The organism is Halorientalis brevis (assembly GCF_023077655.1).
The window spans coordinates 237,273-251,969 of record NZ_JALLGV010000008.1 but is presented as its reverse complement, the minus strand read 5'-3'; the positions used below and the strand labels follow the sequence as shown (position 1 = coordinate 251,969).

Sequence of the window (14,697 nt, the reverse complement as noted above, 5' to 3'; positions counted from 1 at the left end):
CAGATGTCAGGTCGATAAGCAGTACGCTTATTTACCGCACGGCGGCAATATCGTGTCAATGGGTATCAAGTGTTCGCTACTCGGGCACGATTTCAGCGGTTCGAAAGTCGAAGAGGAGCGAGAGGAACAGGGTAGCGAAGTCCTGATCACGATCAAGGAGGTCGAAACCTGTGATCGCTGTGGCAAACAGCGCGTCGTCTCGGAGAACAAGGAAGTCACGTCGCTGGAGGCCGCGGAGGACGCGGCGGCCGACGACGCCGAGGAGATCGAGGACGCGACCGACGACGACGCCGAGGAACCCGAGACGGGTTCGTCCCCGTCCGGAGTGACCCCGACGCCGGACATCGACGCGGCCGAGGACGACGCCGAACTCATCGGCGAGGCCGAAGACGAGGACGAGGCGCCCGCCAGCGACGACAGCGACGCCGAACAGGAACCGGACCACCAGCCCGACCCGGCCACGACGGGCGAGGACGAACCGGACCAGTCGGTGACTGCGGCTGACGACGACGCGGTCATCCTCGGCGATGACGACGACGACGAGCCGGACCGGGAACCCGGCGAATGGCCCGACGACGAGCCGGATCACGGCGTCGAAGCGGACGCCGAGTCCGAATCGACGGCTGAACAGAACGAGGAGGAGACGACGACCACCGAGGAGTGGCCCGACGAGTTCGGTCACGACGAAGCGACGAAGACCGCCCCGGAAGTCGAGTGGCCCGAAGAGGACGAGCCCGCCAAAAGCGAGTGGGAACCGACGGAGAACCTCACGAAACAGATCGACGGGGCCGACGTCGAACCGGCGGGGAGCGCAGCCATCACCGTTCCCGAAGGCGAGTTCGAGTGTCCCGAATGTGGCTTCAGGACCTCCGTCGAGGAGTCGTCGCTCCGTGCGGGCGACTTCTGTCCGGACTGTCACCGTGGGTCGCTCGAACACCGCGCGGAAGATCAGACGCGAAAAGAGTAAAACGGCTCCTGTGTATACGTCCGTTCATGCGGGAGTACAAGATGCGTCGGGGCGAACATCTAGAAGAGCGCGTACCAGACATGAAAGCGAAGATCGAGGAGACCTTCGGCCCGGTGAGCGGCACCGAGGAGTACAAGGGCAGTGATCTGTACGTCGTCGAAGACCCGGACAATCCCGTGTTCGAGCGGATCACGGCGGGCACTGTCGAATACAGCGGCAAGAAAGACAAACTCGGCGTCGACTTCGAGGAGCGACCGGCCGAAGAAGTCATCGCCGCGGGCGAGGCCGAGGCCGCCGCCGACGCCGTCGACGCGAAAAACGACTTCCTCCTCGAATGTACCGGACGTGACGCGAAAAGCCGGCGCGACTCGATGAAACGCGCCGTCGAAGACGACGCCGACAAGCCCGACAACGTCTGACGTCGTATCTCCACCGCGTTTTCAACCCCTCAGCTAACGGATAGCTACGCGTCACTCATTTATACCTGGCTGTCATAGGTTAACATACGCCTCGCCCGGAGGCGGTCAGAAGTATCCGGTCGCCGAGTCGGTCCCGTGTTCCCGCGTCGTTACTGACAGAGACGAGATCGGATGGATGGTTTGGTTTGGATTCGCCCTGCCGGGGGCGAACACTGGCAGTCGTGCGTCACCACGACGTCAGCACAGTATCCGGCTCACACGCCATTTGCATATGCTTTCTGGTAGTATCGAACCGCTGAGAAGCGACGCGTCGTCAGGTGGCTCGCGGCGAGTGCAGGAGCTACCGTTCGGCCGCGAAGATGCCGTAGGTCCAGAGGCCGTCGTCTAAGGTTTCGTGCTGGTAGCGAGCGGCGACGCGGTTTTGCGCCTGGGTCTCGGTGCGCAGGCCCGTCTTCAGCATGACCTTCTCGATCGGTGCGGCGAGTCGGCTGACCCAGTAGAGTCGCTTCGAGGAGGGCATGACGTTCTCGGTGGCGTCCTCGAACCGGATGTCGTCGAAGCCGCGTTCGTCGAGTTCTTCCCGGAACGTATCGGCACCGGCGAGGTTCGGGACGGCCCACCCGTCGAGCCACTTGTCCATCGACTCGCGCTCGTGGGGCGTCATCTGGTCGACTGCCCGGAACCCGTCGGAGAGAACGAGCCGGCCACCGTCGTCGAGCAGCCGCGCGGCCTCCGCGATGAAGTCCGCCTTGTCCTCGGCGTGGCAGATGGCCTCGATCCCCCAGATCACGTCGAAGGAGTCGTCGGGGTACGCGGTGTTCGTGAAGTCCTGCCGTGAGAACGAGACGCGGTCGTCGACGCCGCGCTTGCTGGCGAGGTCCCGAGCTTTTCGGAGCTGCATCGGCACGAGGTCGATCCCTTCGACGGTCGCACCGCGGTGGTCGCCGAGCCAGACGGAACTCCCACCGACGCCGCAGCCACAGTCCAGGACGCGATCGTCGGGACCGACGTCTACCTTGTCCGCGAGCACGCGGTTCATGTTCTCGACGGCCGCCCCGTGTGTCGAGTACTCCTCATCGTGGTAGCCGGCGTGGAGCCCGTGACTGACGGGCAGTTGCCAGATGAGTTGATAGTCGATGTGGCTCTCGGTGTAGTACTCTGCAATCGTCGCTGTGTCCATGCTCCCAGCCCCCATGGCTGTATAATTAACATAAATGCAGCAGTAACTAACTTTCGGTGCGCGAGAATTCTACTTGGAAAAGTTCGGAATTAATTTGAGATCCTACTCGTCCGTCTTCGGAGTGGAGAGGAGACAGGAAGTCGCAAAACGACAGACAGTGGTTCGATCGTCGGTCAGACTAGACGGCGGACGGCCGGGTTCACTCCTCGTCGTCGACGATCTTAATGCCGCGGTTGTTCACCGCGGACGGGTCAAGGCCGACTTCGTTGAGGAACGTTCGGTATTCGCGTTCGCACTGTTCGGCGTCCTTCTGTTTGTCCGAGGCGTGGTCACAGAGGTCCGCGAGTTCCACCGGGACGTCGTTGGTGTAGACGATCCAGTGGTTGACCAGGTCCGACAGCCGGCGGATGGGGCTGGTGAAGTGGCCGTAGATCTCGAAGTTCAGTGCGTGGTGGCCGCCGAAGGGGTCGGACATGTACTTCGCCCGGGGCATCACCTTCATCACGGCGCGCTGGATCTGGTGGAGCTGTCGGTCCGGCGCGTCCTCCAGGGTCTCGTTGACGGCGATCCGCGGGTCGTCGTGGCTGGCCGAGACGGAGACGCCGTCCAGGTCCTGGATCTCTCGGAGTGCCTCGTTCCACTGGTCGGGCGTCGGCTGTGGGTGGACGCGGTACATCGCCTCGAGCCCGCGCGACCACTGGAGCTCGTGCGTGACGGCCTTGTTGGCCTTGAGCATGCACTCCTCGATGATGGTATGCGCGCGGTCCCGTGCGGGGTTCAGGACGAGCGAGCCGTCCTCCTTGCGCTGTTCGTGGAGTCGGTCGGCGAGTTCCCACACCTGCTCGCACTTCGTCGCGAGGTCCACGTCGGCGTCCTCCAGCAGGTCGTCGGCGCTGTCCGGATCGTCGAGCAGCGTCTCGGCCTGGGAGTACGTCAGTCGCGCGTCGCTCCGGATGACGGACTTGTAGATGTCGATGGTCTCGTAGGAGAGCGTCTCCGGGTCGAGGTGCATCTCGACGGTGTGGGCGAGGCGATCCTCGTGAGGGACCAGCGAACAGACGGTCTCGGCGAGGATCGGCGGCAGCATGTGGATGGTGTAGCCCGGGAGATACACCGTGTTGGCGCGTTCGAGGGCTTCGGTCCACATCTCGCTGTCGGGGTGGACGTAGTGGGTGACGTCGGCGATGTGGACCCAGAGGACGATCTCGTCGTCGCGAACGTCGATCGAGATCGCGTCGTCGAAGTCCTGGGCGTCGACGGGGTCGGTCGTCCAGGCGGTCATGTCCCGGAGGTCCTCCCGGTCGTCGATTTCGTCCTCGATCTCCTGCTGGACGTCCTCGGTGCGTTCTTTCGCTTCGTCCAGCACTGCCTGCGGGAACTCGTCGCGAATATCTAACTTCTCGAACAGTTCCTCGCGCTTGTTGGCGAGGTGGCGGGCCATCTCCGCGTCGATCTCGACGGGGCCTTGCCCCTCCGCGGTCCCGGCCTCGGCCTGGTCGCTCATGACGGTCGGTACGACTAGGCCACAATTAGGTTTGTCGAACGAACTGACCGCAGCGAACTGCCGATCAGGACTCCGGTGGGGAGTCGCGCTCCCGTTCGATCAGTTCGTGATACCGGGCGAGGAACGCGTCCTGGTCACACTCGCCGGCCGCGCTCTCGACGAGCAGCGATTCCAGGCCCCTGCGCGGCTGGTGACAGAGGTCACGATGGCAGCGCTTACAGAGGTGCTCGAACTCCTTGTTCTCGCGGTCCCATCGGTCGCCGTGTTTGTCGTACTCACGGGCGTTACTCCGGGCGACCGACCTCCCGCAGGCGATACAGGTGACCTGCGAACCGTCCCGGGTTCGCCGGGAACCCCACATACCAACCGGTTCGACTGGGTCCTACTTAGCACTTTTCGAGCCGGCACTGGAACTGTATGGGGCGAAAATCACCGCACGTCCGACAGCGCCACGGCGTGGTCGCGGTCGGCAGTGAGCCAGGCAGTATACAGGCTGTCTACTTCGTCCGTCGAGAAGATGGTGACCTCCGACGGGTCGTCCCAATCGTCGTACATGCACTCCAACTCGAACGCGGGTAACTGGTCGAACGGAACGTCGGCTTCCTGTTCGGACCTGTCGACAACACTCATAGCTGGCTCACCTCTGTGTCGGCGCCCTGCCGACCAGTCTGGCCAGCAGTCGGCAACGCGGCCCACCGCTCGACCGGCTGTGACGACGAGGGCGCCATCTAGCCGAACGTGTGAGATGGATTGACAAAATACTTCGGCGCACAGTATCATATGTGATAATTGGAGGTGGATGGAAGCGCGGAGCGGTCGATTTATGCGGTGAGCGGGCACACGGTCGGGTATGCAGGTCAAGTCTCGACACCATCTTCGCGCGGACGCCGTCTCCGACCTGGAGACGGCCCTCGGAGAGCAGTTGGGCGTCGATCTCGACGCCGACACCTACGAGAAGGTCGAACTGGAGGGGACGGCGTTCGACATCGTGCTCGTCGACGGCGAGCCGGCAGTGGTGTACATAGATGATGAGCCGTTCCTGACGGTCCAGGGCGCAAACGAGTACGACCCCGAGCGCAGCATCGTCACCGTCGACGCCGGCGCGATCTCGTTCGTCAGCGACGGCGCGGACGTGATGCGGCCCGGGATCACCGAAGCCACCGACGACATCGCTGAGGGTGACCTGGTCGTCATCGCCGAGGAGACCCACGGCAAGATTCTGGCTATCGGTCGCGCCCGAACGAGCGGTGACGACATGGTCGGCGACGAGGGCAAAGTCGTCGACTCCATCCACCACGTCGGCGACGAGCTGTTCGAATTCTCGGTCTGAGAGTCGGTTTCGGTCGCGACACAGTGACGGACGGCGTAGCGCTCGCAAACCACGAAGCGGCAGACGATTCGGAGACGAACTGTGGCAGGTGCAACGCAACTCATCACGCTGGTCGTCACGATCATGGGTCTGGGAGTCGCTTCCCAGGTCATCGCCGACAGGCTCAGAGTCCCGAGCGTCCTCTTTCTGATCCTTGCTGGCGTGATCGTCGGGCCGGAGGGACTGGGCTACATCACCCCAGCGGAGTTCGGTGGCGCTCAGACGCTGCAGGCCATCGTCGGCCTCAGCGTCGCCATTATCGTCTTCGAGGGCGCCTTCCACCTCCACCTCGAACGGCTCCAGGAAGCGCCCAGAGAGACGATCCGGCTCGTCACCGTCGGTGCCGTGGGCACGTTCGTCGGGACGGCCGTCGTCGTCCGCTACGCCCTGGAGACCGGCTGGGATCTGGCCTTCCTCGTCGGCTCCCTGCTGGTGGCGACCGGCCCGACCGTGATCACGCCGATCGTGAACGTCGTCCCCGTCCGCGAGCGGGTCGCCTCCACGCTGGAGACCGAAGGCGTCGTCAACGACGTCACCGCAGCCATCCTCGCCATCGTGATGTTCGAATTCGTCGTTCTGCAGGACAACGGGCTCGAAACCGTCGTCGTCGAGTTCCTCCGACGGCTCGGAATCGGCATCGCCGTCGGCGTCGCCGTCGCGGCCATCGTCTGGTTCCTCCTTCGACACGTCGACCTGTCCGTTGAGAACGCACCGCGGAACGCCCGGCTCATCGTCCTCATCGCGGCACTTGCGGCATACAGCGTCGCCGAGACGTTCGTCACCGAAGCAGGTATCGCCGCCGTCGCGGCCAGCGGGTTCGTCCTCGGAAACGTCGAAATTCCCTACCGCGAGGACATCGAGCAGTTCAAAGGCGACGTGACGCTGCTCGTGCTCGCCTTCGTGTTCATCGTCCTCGCGTCCCTGTTGTCGCTGTCCGACCTCCGGGCGCTGGGCATCGGCGGGCTGCTCGTCGTCGTCGGCGTGGCGGTCATCCTCCGACCCGTCCTGGTCATGCTCTGTACCGTCGGCGACCGACTGACGGTTCGAGAGCGGCTGTTCGTCAGCGCCATCGGGCCGCGGGGAATCATTCCGGCTAGCGTCGCCACGCTGTTCGCGCTCGAACTCCAGTCCCAGAACCCCAGCGCGGCGACGACGCTCGTCGGCACGGTGTTCCTCGTCATTCTCGCGACCGTCGTGTTTCAAGGGGGCCTGGCACGACACATCGCACAGACACTGAACGTGATTCCGATGCGCGTCCTGATCGTCGGCGGCGGTCGCGTGGGCAAAGCACTCGCAGAGCGACTGGAAGACCGCGGGGAAGACGTCGTCATCATCGAGAAAAACGAATCCAAGGTCGACCAACTGCGCACGGACGGGTTCACCGCCCGGCAGGGCGACGGCACCAAGCGCGAGACACTGCGAGCGGCGGGCGCCGAGAACGCCAAAGTCGTGGCCAGCGCGACCCGCTCGGACGACGTGAACCTGCTGGTCGGGCAACTCGCCAGGAACACGTTCGACGTCGGAACGGTCGTCGCCCGCGTGAACGAACCCGCCAACGTCGACGCCTTCGAGGACCTCGACATCGAACCGATCTCGACGGGAATGTCCGTCGCCTGGTCGATGGACAACGTGATCGAGCGGCCGGCGATCGCCCGCTGGATGACCGAACTGGACCGCACCGGCGACGTCCAGGAGGTCGAGGTGACCGCCGCCGCCACTGCGGGCACGACCGTCTCGGAACTCGCCGACGAGCTGCCCGACGACTGTTACATCGCACTCATCAGTCGCGAGGACGACAACCGCATCCCACACGCCGACGAGACGATCGAACGCGGCGACCACCTCACGTTCATCGGCCGCAAACCCGCCGTCCGCGAAGCGATCTCCTACTGCCAAGCCTGACCGGCTACTCCCCGGTCGGCCAGCGGTCGCCGCAGGAACCACCGTCCCGAAGCGCGCCCGACCTAGTCTCATATTATTTATATATGTCTGACGAAAAACCTATACTTTTCCCGGAGAGTTTGCGGTGTATGGGCTTCATGAACAAACTCATCGGGGACGCCGGGGCGTCACGGCGAACGGACGACTACGTTGAACTCGATGGGGTCAACGCACCGGAACCGGAAGCAGAAACGCAGGTCCACATCGCTCGCATCAGCGAGAAGCAGGACGTCATCGACATCAAAGACACCGTCTACGCCGGTGACATCGTGATCGCCGACATCACGCGGCACACGACCCAGGACCGGACGATGGATCAGATCACGGACGAACTGCAGCAGGTCGCTCGCGGCGTCGGCGGCGACATCGTCCAGAAGGACGAAGACCAGATCATCATCACCCCTCGCGGCGTCAAGGTCAGCCGCGAGAAGCTCGGGCGGTAACGCGGCGCTCCGAGGCCCGTTAGATCGCGCGAAGCCACTTTTCTGGGGGGGTCACTCGGCTACCGGTACGTTTTCGTCGGCCGGCGTCCAGGCGAAACAGAGGATACTCCCGACGCTCGCGACGACCATGCCGACGAGGAGCCCACCGAACGCGACGGGGAACGAGATCGTCGCCAGGACGAGCCCGGCGAGTCCGATCGCCGTCGAGTACTCGGGGCGCGTAAGCACGCCGACGCCGAGGAAGACGAGCAGCGCGCCGACGACCACACCCAGACTGACGACCGACTGGCTCTGGAGCATGCTCGTCTGCAGGAGAAACTGCAGCGACGGCCAGGCGATGACGAGACCGCCGGCGATGAGGGCCAGTGCCCCCCAGAAGGGGCGGGTCGCTCGCCACTCGCCGAACGTAATGGTCTCGTCGCCGGTCATCGACGCCTCGGTCTCGCTCACGGCCCCATCGCCGCTCTGCGTTGAGGAGAGTGACACGATCATAGTCAGTCCGTCATGGTTCCGTTCAGGCAGTTCGACGGCGGTTCCGTGGGGTGTGCGTCCGCCACCGGGCGATCACGCTTGCCCGGCCTGACTTTTAGCTTGAAGTTAGTCAGCGTCGTCTTCGTACTCCCGAGCTGGTGGCCAAGCAGGGTCGCGTCCTTGCCGTCGGTGAGCGTCGGGTTCGAGTCCACTTTGAATCGGATGTCGTTGATCGTCCCCTGCCCGGACTCGTTTTGAGGCGTACAGGTCCAGTAGTCGACGTTGTCGACCTTGATCCCGGGGTCCTCGATCAGCGGGATGTCCACGAGGTTCAGCCGCGCCTCGTTGTTCTCGGCGCGGTACTCCGAGATGTACACCGACACCGCCCGAGGGTCCTCGCCGTCCTCCGTGTCGGCGATCGCCTGCGTCGCCGAGAGTTCGACGTGTTCGAACGTGTTCTTGTCCCGGTTGTAGAAGTTCTTGAAGATGAGGAAGTCGTTGATGATGACCTTCCGGCCCTTCGCGCTGTCCAGTTGCTGGCGCGCGACGCGGTCGAACGAGCCTGCCGCCCGCTCACTCGAATCGACGTTTGCGTCGAGACACGGCTCGGTGAAATCGAAGTCGATCGGCATCGTGATCAGCGGGTCTTCGGGCTGCGGGCAGTTCGCCTGATAGCTGTAAAAGCCCGCGTCGAGCGTTCCCTGGTCGAGGACGAGTCCACCGAGTTCGCCCTGCTGCTGGGGGACCCGCTCCTGTGCAGTCACGGCGGGCGCACCGTTGAGGATCAGGAGCGCGACCATGCCGACGACGAGCAGGGACCGCCCGTGGCCGAGGACGGAGTCGAACCGGCCGAAGCGAACGGCCGGTCCGCTCGCCCGCCACCCCACACAGAGGACCGCGCCGACGCCCGCGACGAGCAGTGCGGAGAACACCACCTTCGGATGCTCGATCGGGGTCGGGGCGTACAGCATCCCGACGACGTCCGCCAGCGCGACGCCGCCACCGATCGCGCCCGCGACAGCCGAGTGAGCAGGGCGGGCGACGACGACGAGGGCGGCGACGAACGCGATCAACGGCGCCGCCACGCCCGCGATGCCAGCCGGCGTCACGCGTGACAGCGAGGCACCGCCCAGCAGCGCAGTCGCCTGCCAGGTGAGCACCAGGCTCCCGAGTGCAAGGAGGAGCGCACCCGCAGACGGCCGACCGCTCGCCCACGCACCCAATCCCGATCCGGTGGGAGCGTCTGCCGGCGAGTCGTCAGCGTTCGTCTCGTGGTCCTGCGCGCCTCGGTCGGTGTCCGTGTTACGTGCCATACTCGTAATCCCCGTCGCTGTTGACGTCCCACTGCACCCGCAGGTCGAGGTTCGACAGCTGGACCTGATCGGCAGTCAGACTCGACATCTCGATTCGTGCGTTGTACAGCTGGAATCCGGGCTTCTCACTCTTTTTGACGGCGCCCGGCGTGCTCCCGCCGACTTCCATCGGGTCGTCCGTGTTCGGCGCGTCTTCCGGGTTCGGCCCCGCGTACGAGTAGAACTGCTCGAACCGCGACTCGTTGTAGCGCTCGTCGAGGACGAACCCGCGCCAGCGTGCGGTGCTGGCCGTCAAATCGTTCGTCCTGAACGTCACGCCCTGCAGCGTCGCCGTGTCACTCTGGATCAACAGCCGCATCGTCCCGTTGAGACCGGGCACGTCGCTCACGTCGAGCGTCTTCTTCAGCGTCAGATACTCCGCGTAGCTCTTCGTAATCCGGAACTTCGCAGCGGGAACGCCGGTCGTTCTCGTTTTCGACGCCGTCGAGATCGATTGCTCCGCACCCAGATAGTTCGCCTCCACGACGAACCCCCCCGACGGGGACAGTGGTGCCGAGACAGCTAACCCCACCCCGGAACTCATCACCAGCAGTCCGACGAGCGCCCACAACGAGAGCAACACGCCAACGCCGCTGGCTAATCGTTTGGTGTCGTACATGCGTCAGTCCTCACAGACCTGCCGCGAGTCCCCGACCACCGACCAGTCAGCAGCACCAACGCCGAGCACAGCGACCGATCCACTGCGAGATACCCGGCTACCGCTTTGCACACTGCGCGCTACGACGATGTGGTGCCGTCCCCCCGGTAGTTAGCTCGGTCGCGGTCACTTCGTCCACGGACCGATCGGAGCCAACTCGCGTTCGGTCTCTTGGCCCCGACATGGATACCAAGTTACATCAATGTTCCGACCAGGAAGGAAAATTCGAATGCGGGAAGTTTACGAATTAACTGTACCGTACGGCAGAAAACAACCCCCAAAGACGGAAGGGAGTTCGTACTGCTTAACCGCTCGCGACCACAGGTTCCGGACATGCCGCAGGCAATTCGGGCCCGAGATCTCGAGAAGGATTACGGCGACGTGCGGGCCCTCGACGGGCTCGATCTCGCCGTCGAATCCGGCGAGTTCTTCGGCCTGCTTGGACCGAACGGTGCCGGAAAGACCACGTTCATCAACATCCTCGTCGGCCTGGTCCACAGCACGGACGGCGACGTGAGCGTATTCGGCCACGACGTCGAACGCGAGTACCAACAGGCGCGGGACGCCATCGGACTCGCCCCCCAGGAGTTCAACGTGGACCGGTTCTTCCCGATCAAGGAAGTCCTCGAACACAAAGCGGGCTACCACGGGATTTCCCGGGCGGAGGCCAGCCGCCGGGCCGAAGAAGCGCTCCGAACCGTGGGCATCTACGACAAGCGAGACACCCGATTCGACTGGCTCTCCGGCGGGATGAAACGCCGGTTCATGCTCGCCCGCGCACTCGTCTCGGACCCGGATCTGCTCATCCTGGACGAGCCGACGGCCGGCGTCGACGTCGAACTTCGACGCGACCTCTGGGACCTCATTACGGATCTGAACGACGACGGTACCACGATCTTGCTCACCACCCACTACATCGAAGAGGCAGAGCGGCTCTGCGATCGCGTCGCCATCATGGATCAGGGCCGGAAAGTCGAGGTCGCCAGTCCCGACGAGCTGATGAATCGCGGGACCGATAAGCTCACGATCGGTTTCCGGTCGCCACCGTCGACTGCGCCCTCGCTCGGCCTTCCCGACGTCCGCGACGTCACGCTGACTGACGACCGGCTCGTCGTGACCGCTGCACGCGGAACGGCCATCGTCCCGGACGTGCTGCGCGAACTGGAGTCACAGGGGTACGAAGTGAGCGACCTGGACATCAAACGTGCCTCCCTCGAAGAGGTGTTCGTCGATCTGACCCGCACGGAGAGTGCCATCGAAGCGTGAGTCGAGATTCCACCGACGCGCTCGCTGGTAACGGCGAGCGTCCGACCGACGCGCACGGCGACGCGGAGTCGAGCGTCCTCGATCGCCTGTTCCCGACCGGGTTCCGGACGCTGTTCCGACGGGAAGTCCTGCGGTTCGTCCGTCGGCCGCGCAACACCTTCCTGCCGCCGGCCATCACGAACGTCCTCTACTTCTCGGTGTTCGGCGTCATTCTCGGCGGTCGCATCGACCAGATCGCCGGGTTCTCCTACATCGTGTTCATCCTGCCCGGCCTGATCGTGCTCGGCGCGATCTCGAACGCCTTCGAGAACGCTTCGTTCTCGATCTTCCACGGCCGCTGGAACGAGTACATCCACGAGGTGCTGACCTCACCGCTCCCGTACACGTCGATGGTGCTCGCCTACATCTTCTCGTCGGCGCTCCGGGGCGTGCTGGTCGGGATCATCATCGGCCTGGTCGGCCTGGGCTTTACCTCAGTGAGCGTCGCCCAGCCGCTGTATCTCGTCGCGTTCATGCTCGTCATCAGTCTGCTGTTCGCGGGCTTCGGCGTCATCGGCGGCCTCTGGGCGCGGGATTTCGACTACCTGACCGTGATGAACCAGTTCATCGTCCGCCCGTTGACGTTCTTCGGCGGCGTGTTCTACTCGCTCGACATCCTGCCGCCGCTCTATCAGACGCTCTCGCTCCTCAATCCGATGGTGTACATGGTCAACGGCGTCCGCTACGGCTTCCTCGGGTACTCGGACGTTAAGCCCGGCCTGTCGCTCGTCGTCCTCACCGGACTGACGCTGGCGGTGATCCTCGTCGACATCGCACTGTTCCGACGCGGGTACGGCCTGGTCGACTGAGCACCCGCACGATTCCTTTTGTGGGACGCGCGCGTACACGCGAGATGATGAGTCCCGTCCTCGCGGTCAACCGACGGAACCTCAGTGCGCTCGGGGTCGTGTCCGGACTGTTGGCCGTCGTCTACCTCCTGGTACCCCACCCGGTCGCACAGTACGGCGCGTGGCTCGTCGTCTTCGTCGTCTGGATGGCGTGGTTCGTCCTCGCCGGCATCGACTGGCTCTCGCAGGCCGACTTCTGACGGGAGAGCAGTATTGTCCGGATCGGTGATAACCACCCACACACGAGTGGCAAGTCGTGAGGGCTTTGTACCCTGGGTAGGTACGTCCTACTGTCACGGGACGGCAACGGAACCACCCCACATTTCCCCCACCCCCCACATCGACGTCTCGTGACGCCATCTGGCTCTTCACTCGAGCCGGTTACCACACCACCTCTCTCTTTCCACACTGTCTATTAGTCACCGACTACCTGTGGGACGGCGGCCAATTGTTTTTGCGCGCGTGGCCCGAATACCGGGTATGGGAGAGATCGACCCCGACACGCTGCTTCCGAGCGAGCGCATGCGCGAACAGGCAGTCGCCGGCGACGTGACGCAGATTCATCGCGGACAGCAGTACGCCGACGTTGGCGATACGTTTACCGTCGGCGAGACGACGTTCGAGATCGTCGAGGTAACCGATCGCACGCTCGGCGACATGACCGACGCCGACGCTCGTGCAGAGGGAGCCAGAGACCTCGCCCATTACAAAGAGATCCTCGAACACGCCCACGACAATTTCGAGTGGGACGACGAGTCCGAGATCGTCTGTCACCGCTTCGAGCCCCAGTAAGTCACCGCTCGGTGACGAGGAACTCCCGGCCCTCCGGCATCCGAGTCGTTATCTGCGGCGACACCGGCGGCTCTCCGTCGTCGTCACCGAGCCAATACAGTTCGTACTCACGACCGATCGTCGCGAGGACGAGCTGCGCCTCCAGCAGCGCGAACTGGCGACCGATACAGATGCGCGGGCCGCCGCCGAACGGCGCGTACGCGAAATCGTGCAGGTCGGTCCGGAGGTCGCCAGCCCACCGCGAGGGCCGGAACGTATCGGGCTCCTCGAAGAAGCGCTCGTCTCGCTGGACGACGCGAATCGGGAGGGTGACGACCGAGTCCTCTGGAATCCGGTAGCCGTCGACGACGACGTCGGCGTCCGTTTCCCGCGGCAGCATGTAGACGGGCGGAAACAGCCGCAACGTCTCTGTGACGATCCGCTCCGTGACCTCGAGGTCGTCGACGTCAGCGATCGTCGGTGGCCCGTCGAGGGCGTCCACCTCCGCGTGAAACCGTTCGCGGACCGTCGGGTTCGTCGCCAGCGCCCAGAACGCGAACGTCAACGTCGTCGCCGAGGTGTCGTGTCCAGCGAAGATGAGAGTCACCAGCTGATCGCGGAGCCGCTCGTCCGACAGCATCCCGCTGTCGGTCGCCCCTGCCTCCCGCAGTCCGACGAGCAGGGAGAGGAGATCCGTCGCCGCCGCCGGCTCCGTCGAGCCATTCCCAGCCGCGGCGTCGAGCAACCGGTCGGCTTCGGCCCGGAGCGTCCGTTTTCCCCGTTTGAACCGTCGACGCGCCGGCGTCGGCAGCCACTGGGGAAGCACGTACGAGGTGGGCCGAAACCACTCGTTCAGCGCTTCGGCCGCCTCCCGGAGCCGCTCGTCCCCGTCGAGTTCGAGTTCGCGGCCGAGCACCGTCGCGAACAGCACGTCCAGGGCCATGTCTCTGCACTCCTGCTGGAGTGCGAGCCGCTCCCCGTCGGCCCACCGACGGGTTCGACGGCGAATCTGCTCTACCATCCCGTCTGCGTACCCCGTCACGCTCTCCCGCGAGAACAGCGGCTGGAGCACGTCCCGCTGTTTTTGCCACTCGTCTCCCTCGACGGTCAGCAACCCCTCACCGAAGGCGATGCGGAAGTCCTCGCTCTTGCGAAACCGCTCGCGGTCGGTCAGCAACGCGCGCTTTAGGTAGTCGGGATGACCGAGTCCGTACACGTCCCCTTGACTGGGGATGCGAACCCGGACGACGTCCTGCGTCTCGAACGACCGCTCGATGAACCCGAACGGGTCGTACATCTGACGGACGAAGTGCAACTGCGGCGGTCCGAGGTTCGGAGGATAGGGCGGTACGGGCAGGTCGTCGCTGTCCCGGTCGCTCCCCACATCCCCTGACCCCGCTGTCTCTCTCCCGCCCCGGAACCACTGACCGAAGTCTGAGAGCATAGCATCACAATCGTCGGCCAGTCAA

General features: G+C 64.3%; 17 protein-coding genes. 9 read left to right on the top strand and 8 right to left on the bottom strand.

Annotated features, from left to right (window positions below; genetic code table 11):
• Positions 1–58 precede the first annotated feature (58 nt).
• Together MU553_RS19270 and MU553_RS19265 are read left to right on the top strand one after the other, a co-directional pair.
• On the top strand, positions 59–967 hold the full coding sequence (locus tag MU553_RS19270; protein WP_247380694.1) for a DUF7093 family protein: 909 nt from the start codon (positions 59–61) through the stop codon (positions 965–967).
• 26 nt (positions 968–993) lie between these two features.
• Complete coding sequence (locus MU553_RS19265) at positions 994–1,386, top strand: DUF5611 family protein (protein WP_247380692.1); 393 nt, start codon at positions 994–996, stop codon at positions 1,384–1,386.
• Between the two features lie 340 nt (positions 1,387–1,726).
• On the opposite strand, the gene MU553_RS19260 is transcribed toward MU553_RS19265, so the two are convergent.
• From MU553_RS19260 to MU553_RS19245, 4 genes are all read right to left on the bottom strand, one after another.
• Entirely contained in the window at positions 1,727–2,566 is an 840-nt protein-coding gene (locus MU553_RS19260; RefSeq protein WP_247380690.1) for a methyltransferase domain-containing protein, read from the bottom strand.
• A 199-nt stretch (positions 2,567–2,765) separates the two neighbouring features.
• A complete protein-coding gene (locus MU553_RS19255) occupies positions 2,766–4,070 on the bottom strand; it encodes an RNB domain-containing ribonuclease (RefSeq protein WP_247380689.1) in 1,305 nt (434 codons plus the stop codon).
• 64 nt (positions 4,071–4,134) lie between these two features.
• Positions 4,135–4,431, bottom strand: coding sequence for a DUF7562 family protein (locus MU553_RS19250; RefSeq protein WP_247380687.1), 297 nt, complete (start codon positions 4,429–4,431; stop codon positions 4,135–4,137).
• 68 nt (positions 4,432–4,499) lie between these two features.
• The gene (locus MU553_RS19245) at positions 4,500–4,700 is read right to left on the bottom strand and encodes a DUF7511 domain-containing protein (RefSeq protein WP_247380685.1); all 201 of its coding nucleotides are present in this window, start codon (positions 4,698–4,700) and stop codon (positions 4,500–4,502) included.
• Between the two features lie 220 nt (positions 4,701–4,920).
• Here MU553_RS19245 and MU553_RS19240 point away from each other — a divergent pair, with 220 nt between their 5' ends.
• From MU553_RS19240 to MU553_RS19230, 3 genes are all read left to right on the top strand, one after another.
• Positions 4,921–5,400, top strand: a complete 480-nt coding sequence (locus tag MU553_RS19240; RefSeq protein WP_247380684.1) for an RNA-binding protein — start codon at positions 4,921–4,923, stop codon at positions 5,398–5,400.
• Between the two features lie 123 nt (positions 5,401–5,523).
• On the top strand, positions 5,524–7,341 hold the full coding sequence (locus MU553_RS19235) for a cation:proton antiporter domain-containing protein (protein ID WP_247380928.1): 1,818 nt from the start codon (positions 5,524–5,526) through the stop codon (positions 7,339–7,341).
• A 128-nt stretch (positions 7,342–7,469) separates the two neighbouring features.
• Positions 7,470–7,823, top strand: a complete 354-nt coding sequence (locus tag MU553_RS19230; protein WP_247380682.1) for a cell division protein SepF — start codon at positions 7,470–7,472, stop codon at positions 7,821–7,823.
• Positions 7,824–7,874: 51 nt separating this feature from the next.
• On the opposite strand, the gene MU553_RS19225 is transcribed toward MU553_RS19230, so the two are convergent.
• The 3 genes from MU553_RS19225 to MU553_RS19215 are packed head-to-tail and all read right to left on the bottom strand — an operon-like array spanning position 7,875 to position 10,265.
• The gene (locus MU553_RS19225; RefSeq protein ID WP_247380679.1) at positions 7,875–8,309 is read right to left on the bottom strand and encodes a DUF6114 domain-containing protein; all 435 of its coding nucleotides are present in this window, start codon (positions 8,307–8,309) and stop codon (positions 7,875–7,877) included.
• An 8-nt stretch (positions 8,310–8,317) separates the two neighbouring features.
• The gene (locus MU553_RS19220) at positions 8,318–9,607 is read right to left on the bottom strand and encodes a hypothetical protein (RefSeq protein WP_247380677.1); all 1,290 of its coding nucleotides are present in this window, start codon (positions 9,605–9,607) and stop codon (positions 8,318–8,320) included.
• The gene (locus tag MU553_RS19215; RefSeq protein WP_247380675.1) at positions 9,597–10,265 is read right to left on the bottom strand and encodes a hypothetical protein; all 669 of its coding nucleotides are present in this window, start codon (positions 10,263–10,265) and stop codon (positions 9,597–9,599) included. Before MU553_RS19215 ends, MU553_RS19220 begins: the two co-directional genes overlap by 11 nt.
• 372 nt (positions 10,266–10,637) lie before the next feature.
• On the opposite strand from MU553_RS19215, the gene MU553_RS19210 reads away from it, so the two are divergent.
• The 4 genes from MU553_RS19210 to MU553_RS19195 all read left to right on the top strand — a co-directional run bounded on the left by MU553_RS19210 (position 10,638) and on the right by MU553_RS19195 (position 13,249).
• Positions 10,638–11,570: an ABC transporter ATP-binding protein gene (locus MU553_RS19210; RefSeq protein ID WP_247380673.1), complete on the top strand. Its 933-nt coding sequence runs from the start codon at positions 10,638–10,640 to the stop codon at positions 11,568–11,570.
• Positions 11,571–11,656: 86 nt separating this feature from the next.
• The gene (locus MU553_RS19205; RefSeq protein ID WP_247380925.1) at positions 11,657–12,418 is read left to right on the top strand and encodes an ABC transporter permease; all 762 of its coding nucleotides are present in this window, start codon (positions 11,657–11,659) and stop codon (positions 12,416–12,418) included.
• Between the two features lie 47 nt (positions 12,419–12,465).
• The gene (locus MU553_RS19200) at positions 12,466–12,657 is read left to right on the top strand and encodes a hypothetical protein (protein ID WP_345893405.1); all 192 of its coding nucleotides are present in this window, start codon (positions 12,466–12,468) and stop codon (positions 12,655–12,657) included.
• Between the two features lie 280 nt (positions 12,658–12,937).
• Positions 12,938–13,249: an ASCH domain-containing protein gene (locus MU553_RS19195; RefSeq protein WP_247380669.1), complete on the top strand. Its 312-nt coding sequence runs from the start codon at positions 12,938–12,940 to the stop codon at positions 13,247–13,249.
• A 1-nt stretch (position 13,250) separates the two neighbouring features.
• On the opposite strand, the gene MU553_RS19190 is transcribed toward MU553_RS19195, so the two are convergent.
• Positions 13,251–14,672, bottom strand: a complete 1,422-nt coding sequence (locus tag MU553_RS19190; protein WP_247380667.1) for a cytochrome P450 — start codon at positions 14,670–14,672, stop codon at positions 13,251–13,253.
• Positions 14,673–14,697: the final 25 nt, after the last annotated feature.

What these genes read in the sequence shown, in the direction of transcription:
- MU553_RS19270 (WP_247380694.1), top strand. Translation starts at nt 59, where the DNA reads ATGGGTATCAAGTGTTCGCTACTCGGGCACGATTTCAGCGGTTCGAAA.
- MU553_RS19265 (WP_247380692.1), top strand. Translation starts at nt 994, where the DNA reads ATGCGGGAGTACAAGATGCGTCGGGGCGAACATCTAGAAGAGCGCGTA.
- MU553_RS19260 (WP_247380690.1), bottom strand. Translation starts at nt 2,566, where the DNA reads ATGGACACAGCGACGATTGCAGAGTACTACACCGAGAGCCACATCGAC.
- MU553_RS19255 (WP_247380689.1), bottom strand. Translation starts at nt 4,070, where the DNA reads ATGAGCGACCAGGCCGAGGCCGGGACCGCGGAGGGGCAAGGCCCCGTC.
- MU553_RS19250 (WP_247380687.1), bottom strand. Translation starts at nt 4,431, where the DNA reads ATGTGGGGTTCCCGGCGAACCCGGGACGGTTCGCAGGTCACCTGTATC.
- MU553_RS19245 (WP_247380685.1), bottom strand. Translation starts at nt 4,700, where the DNA reads ATGAGTGTTGTCGACAGGTCCGAACAGGAAGCCGACGTTCCGTTCGAC.
- MU553_RS19240 (WP_247380684.1), top strand. Translation starts at nt 4,921, where the DNA reads ATGCAGGTCAAGTCTCGACACCATCTTCGCGCGGACGCCGTCTCCGAC.
- MU553_RS19235 (WP_247380928.1), top strand. Translation starts at nt 5,524, where the DNA reads ATGGGTCTGGGAGTCGCTTCCCAGGTCATCGCCGACAGGCTCAGAGTC.
- MU553_RS19230 (WP_247380682.1), top strand. Translation starts at nt 7,470, where the DNA reads ATGGGCTTCATGAACAAACTCATCGGGGACGCCGGGGCGTCACGGCGA.
- MU553_RS19220 (WP_247380677.1), bottom strand. Translation starts at nt 9,607, where the DNA reads ATGGCACGTAACACGGACACCGACCGAGGCGCGCAGGACCACGAGACG.
- MU553_RS19215 (WP_247380675.1), bottom strand. Translation starts at nt 10,265, where the DNA reads ATGTACGACACCAAACGATTAGCCAGCGGCGTTGGCGTGTTGCTCTCG.
- MU553_RS19210 (WP_247380673.1), top strand. Translation starts at nt 10,638, where the DNA reads ATGCCGCAGGCAATTCGGGCCCGAGATCTCGAGAAGGATTACGGCGAC.
- MU553_RS19200 (WP_345893405.1), top strand. Translation starts at nt 12,466, where the DNA reads ATGAGTCCCGTCCTCGCGGTCAACCGACGGAACCTCAGTGCGCTCGGG.
- MU553_RS19195 (WP_247380669.1), top strand. Translation starts at nt 12,938, where the DNA reads ATGGGAGAGATCGACCCCGACACGCTGCTTCCGAGCGAGCGCATGCGC.
- MU553_RS19190 (WP_247380667.1), bottom strand. Translation starts at nt 14,672, where the DNA reads ATGCTCTCAGACTTCGGTCAGTGGTTCCGGGGCGGGAGAGAGACAGCG.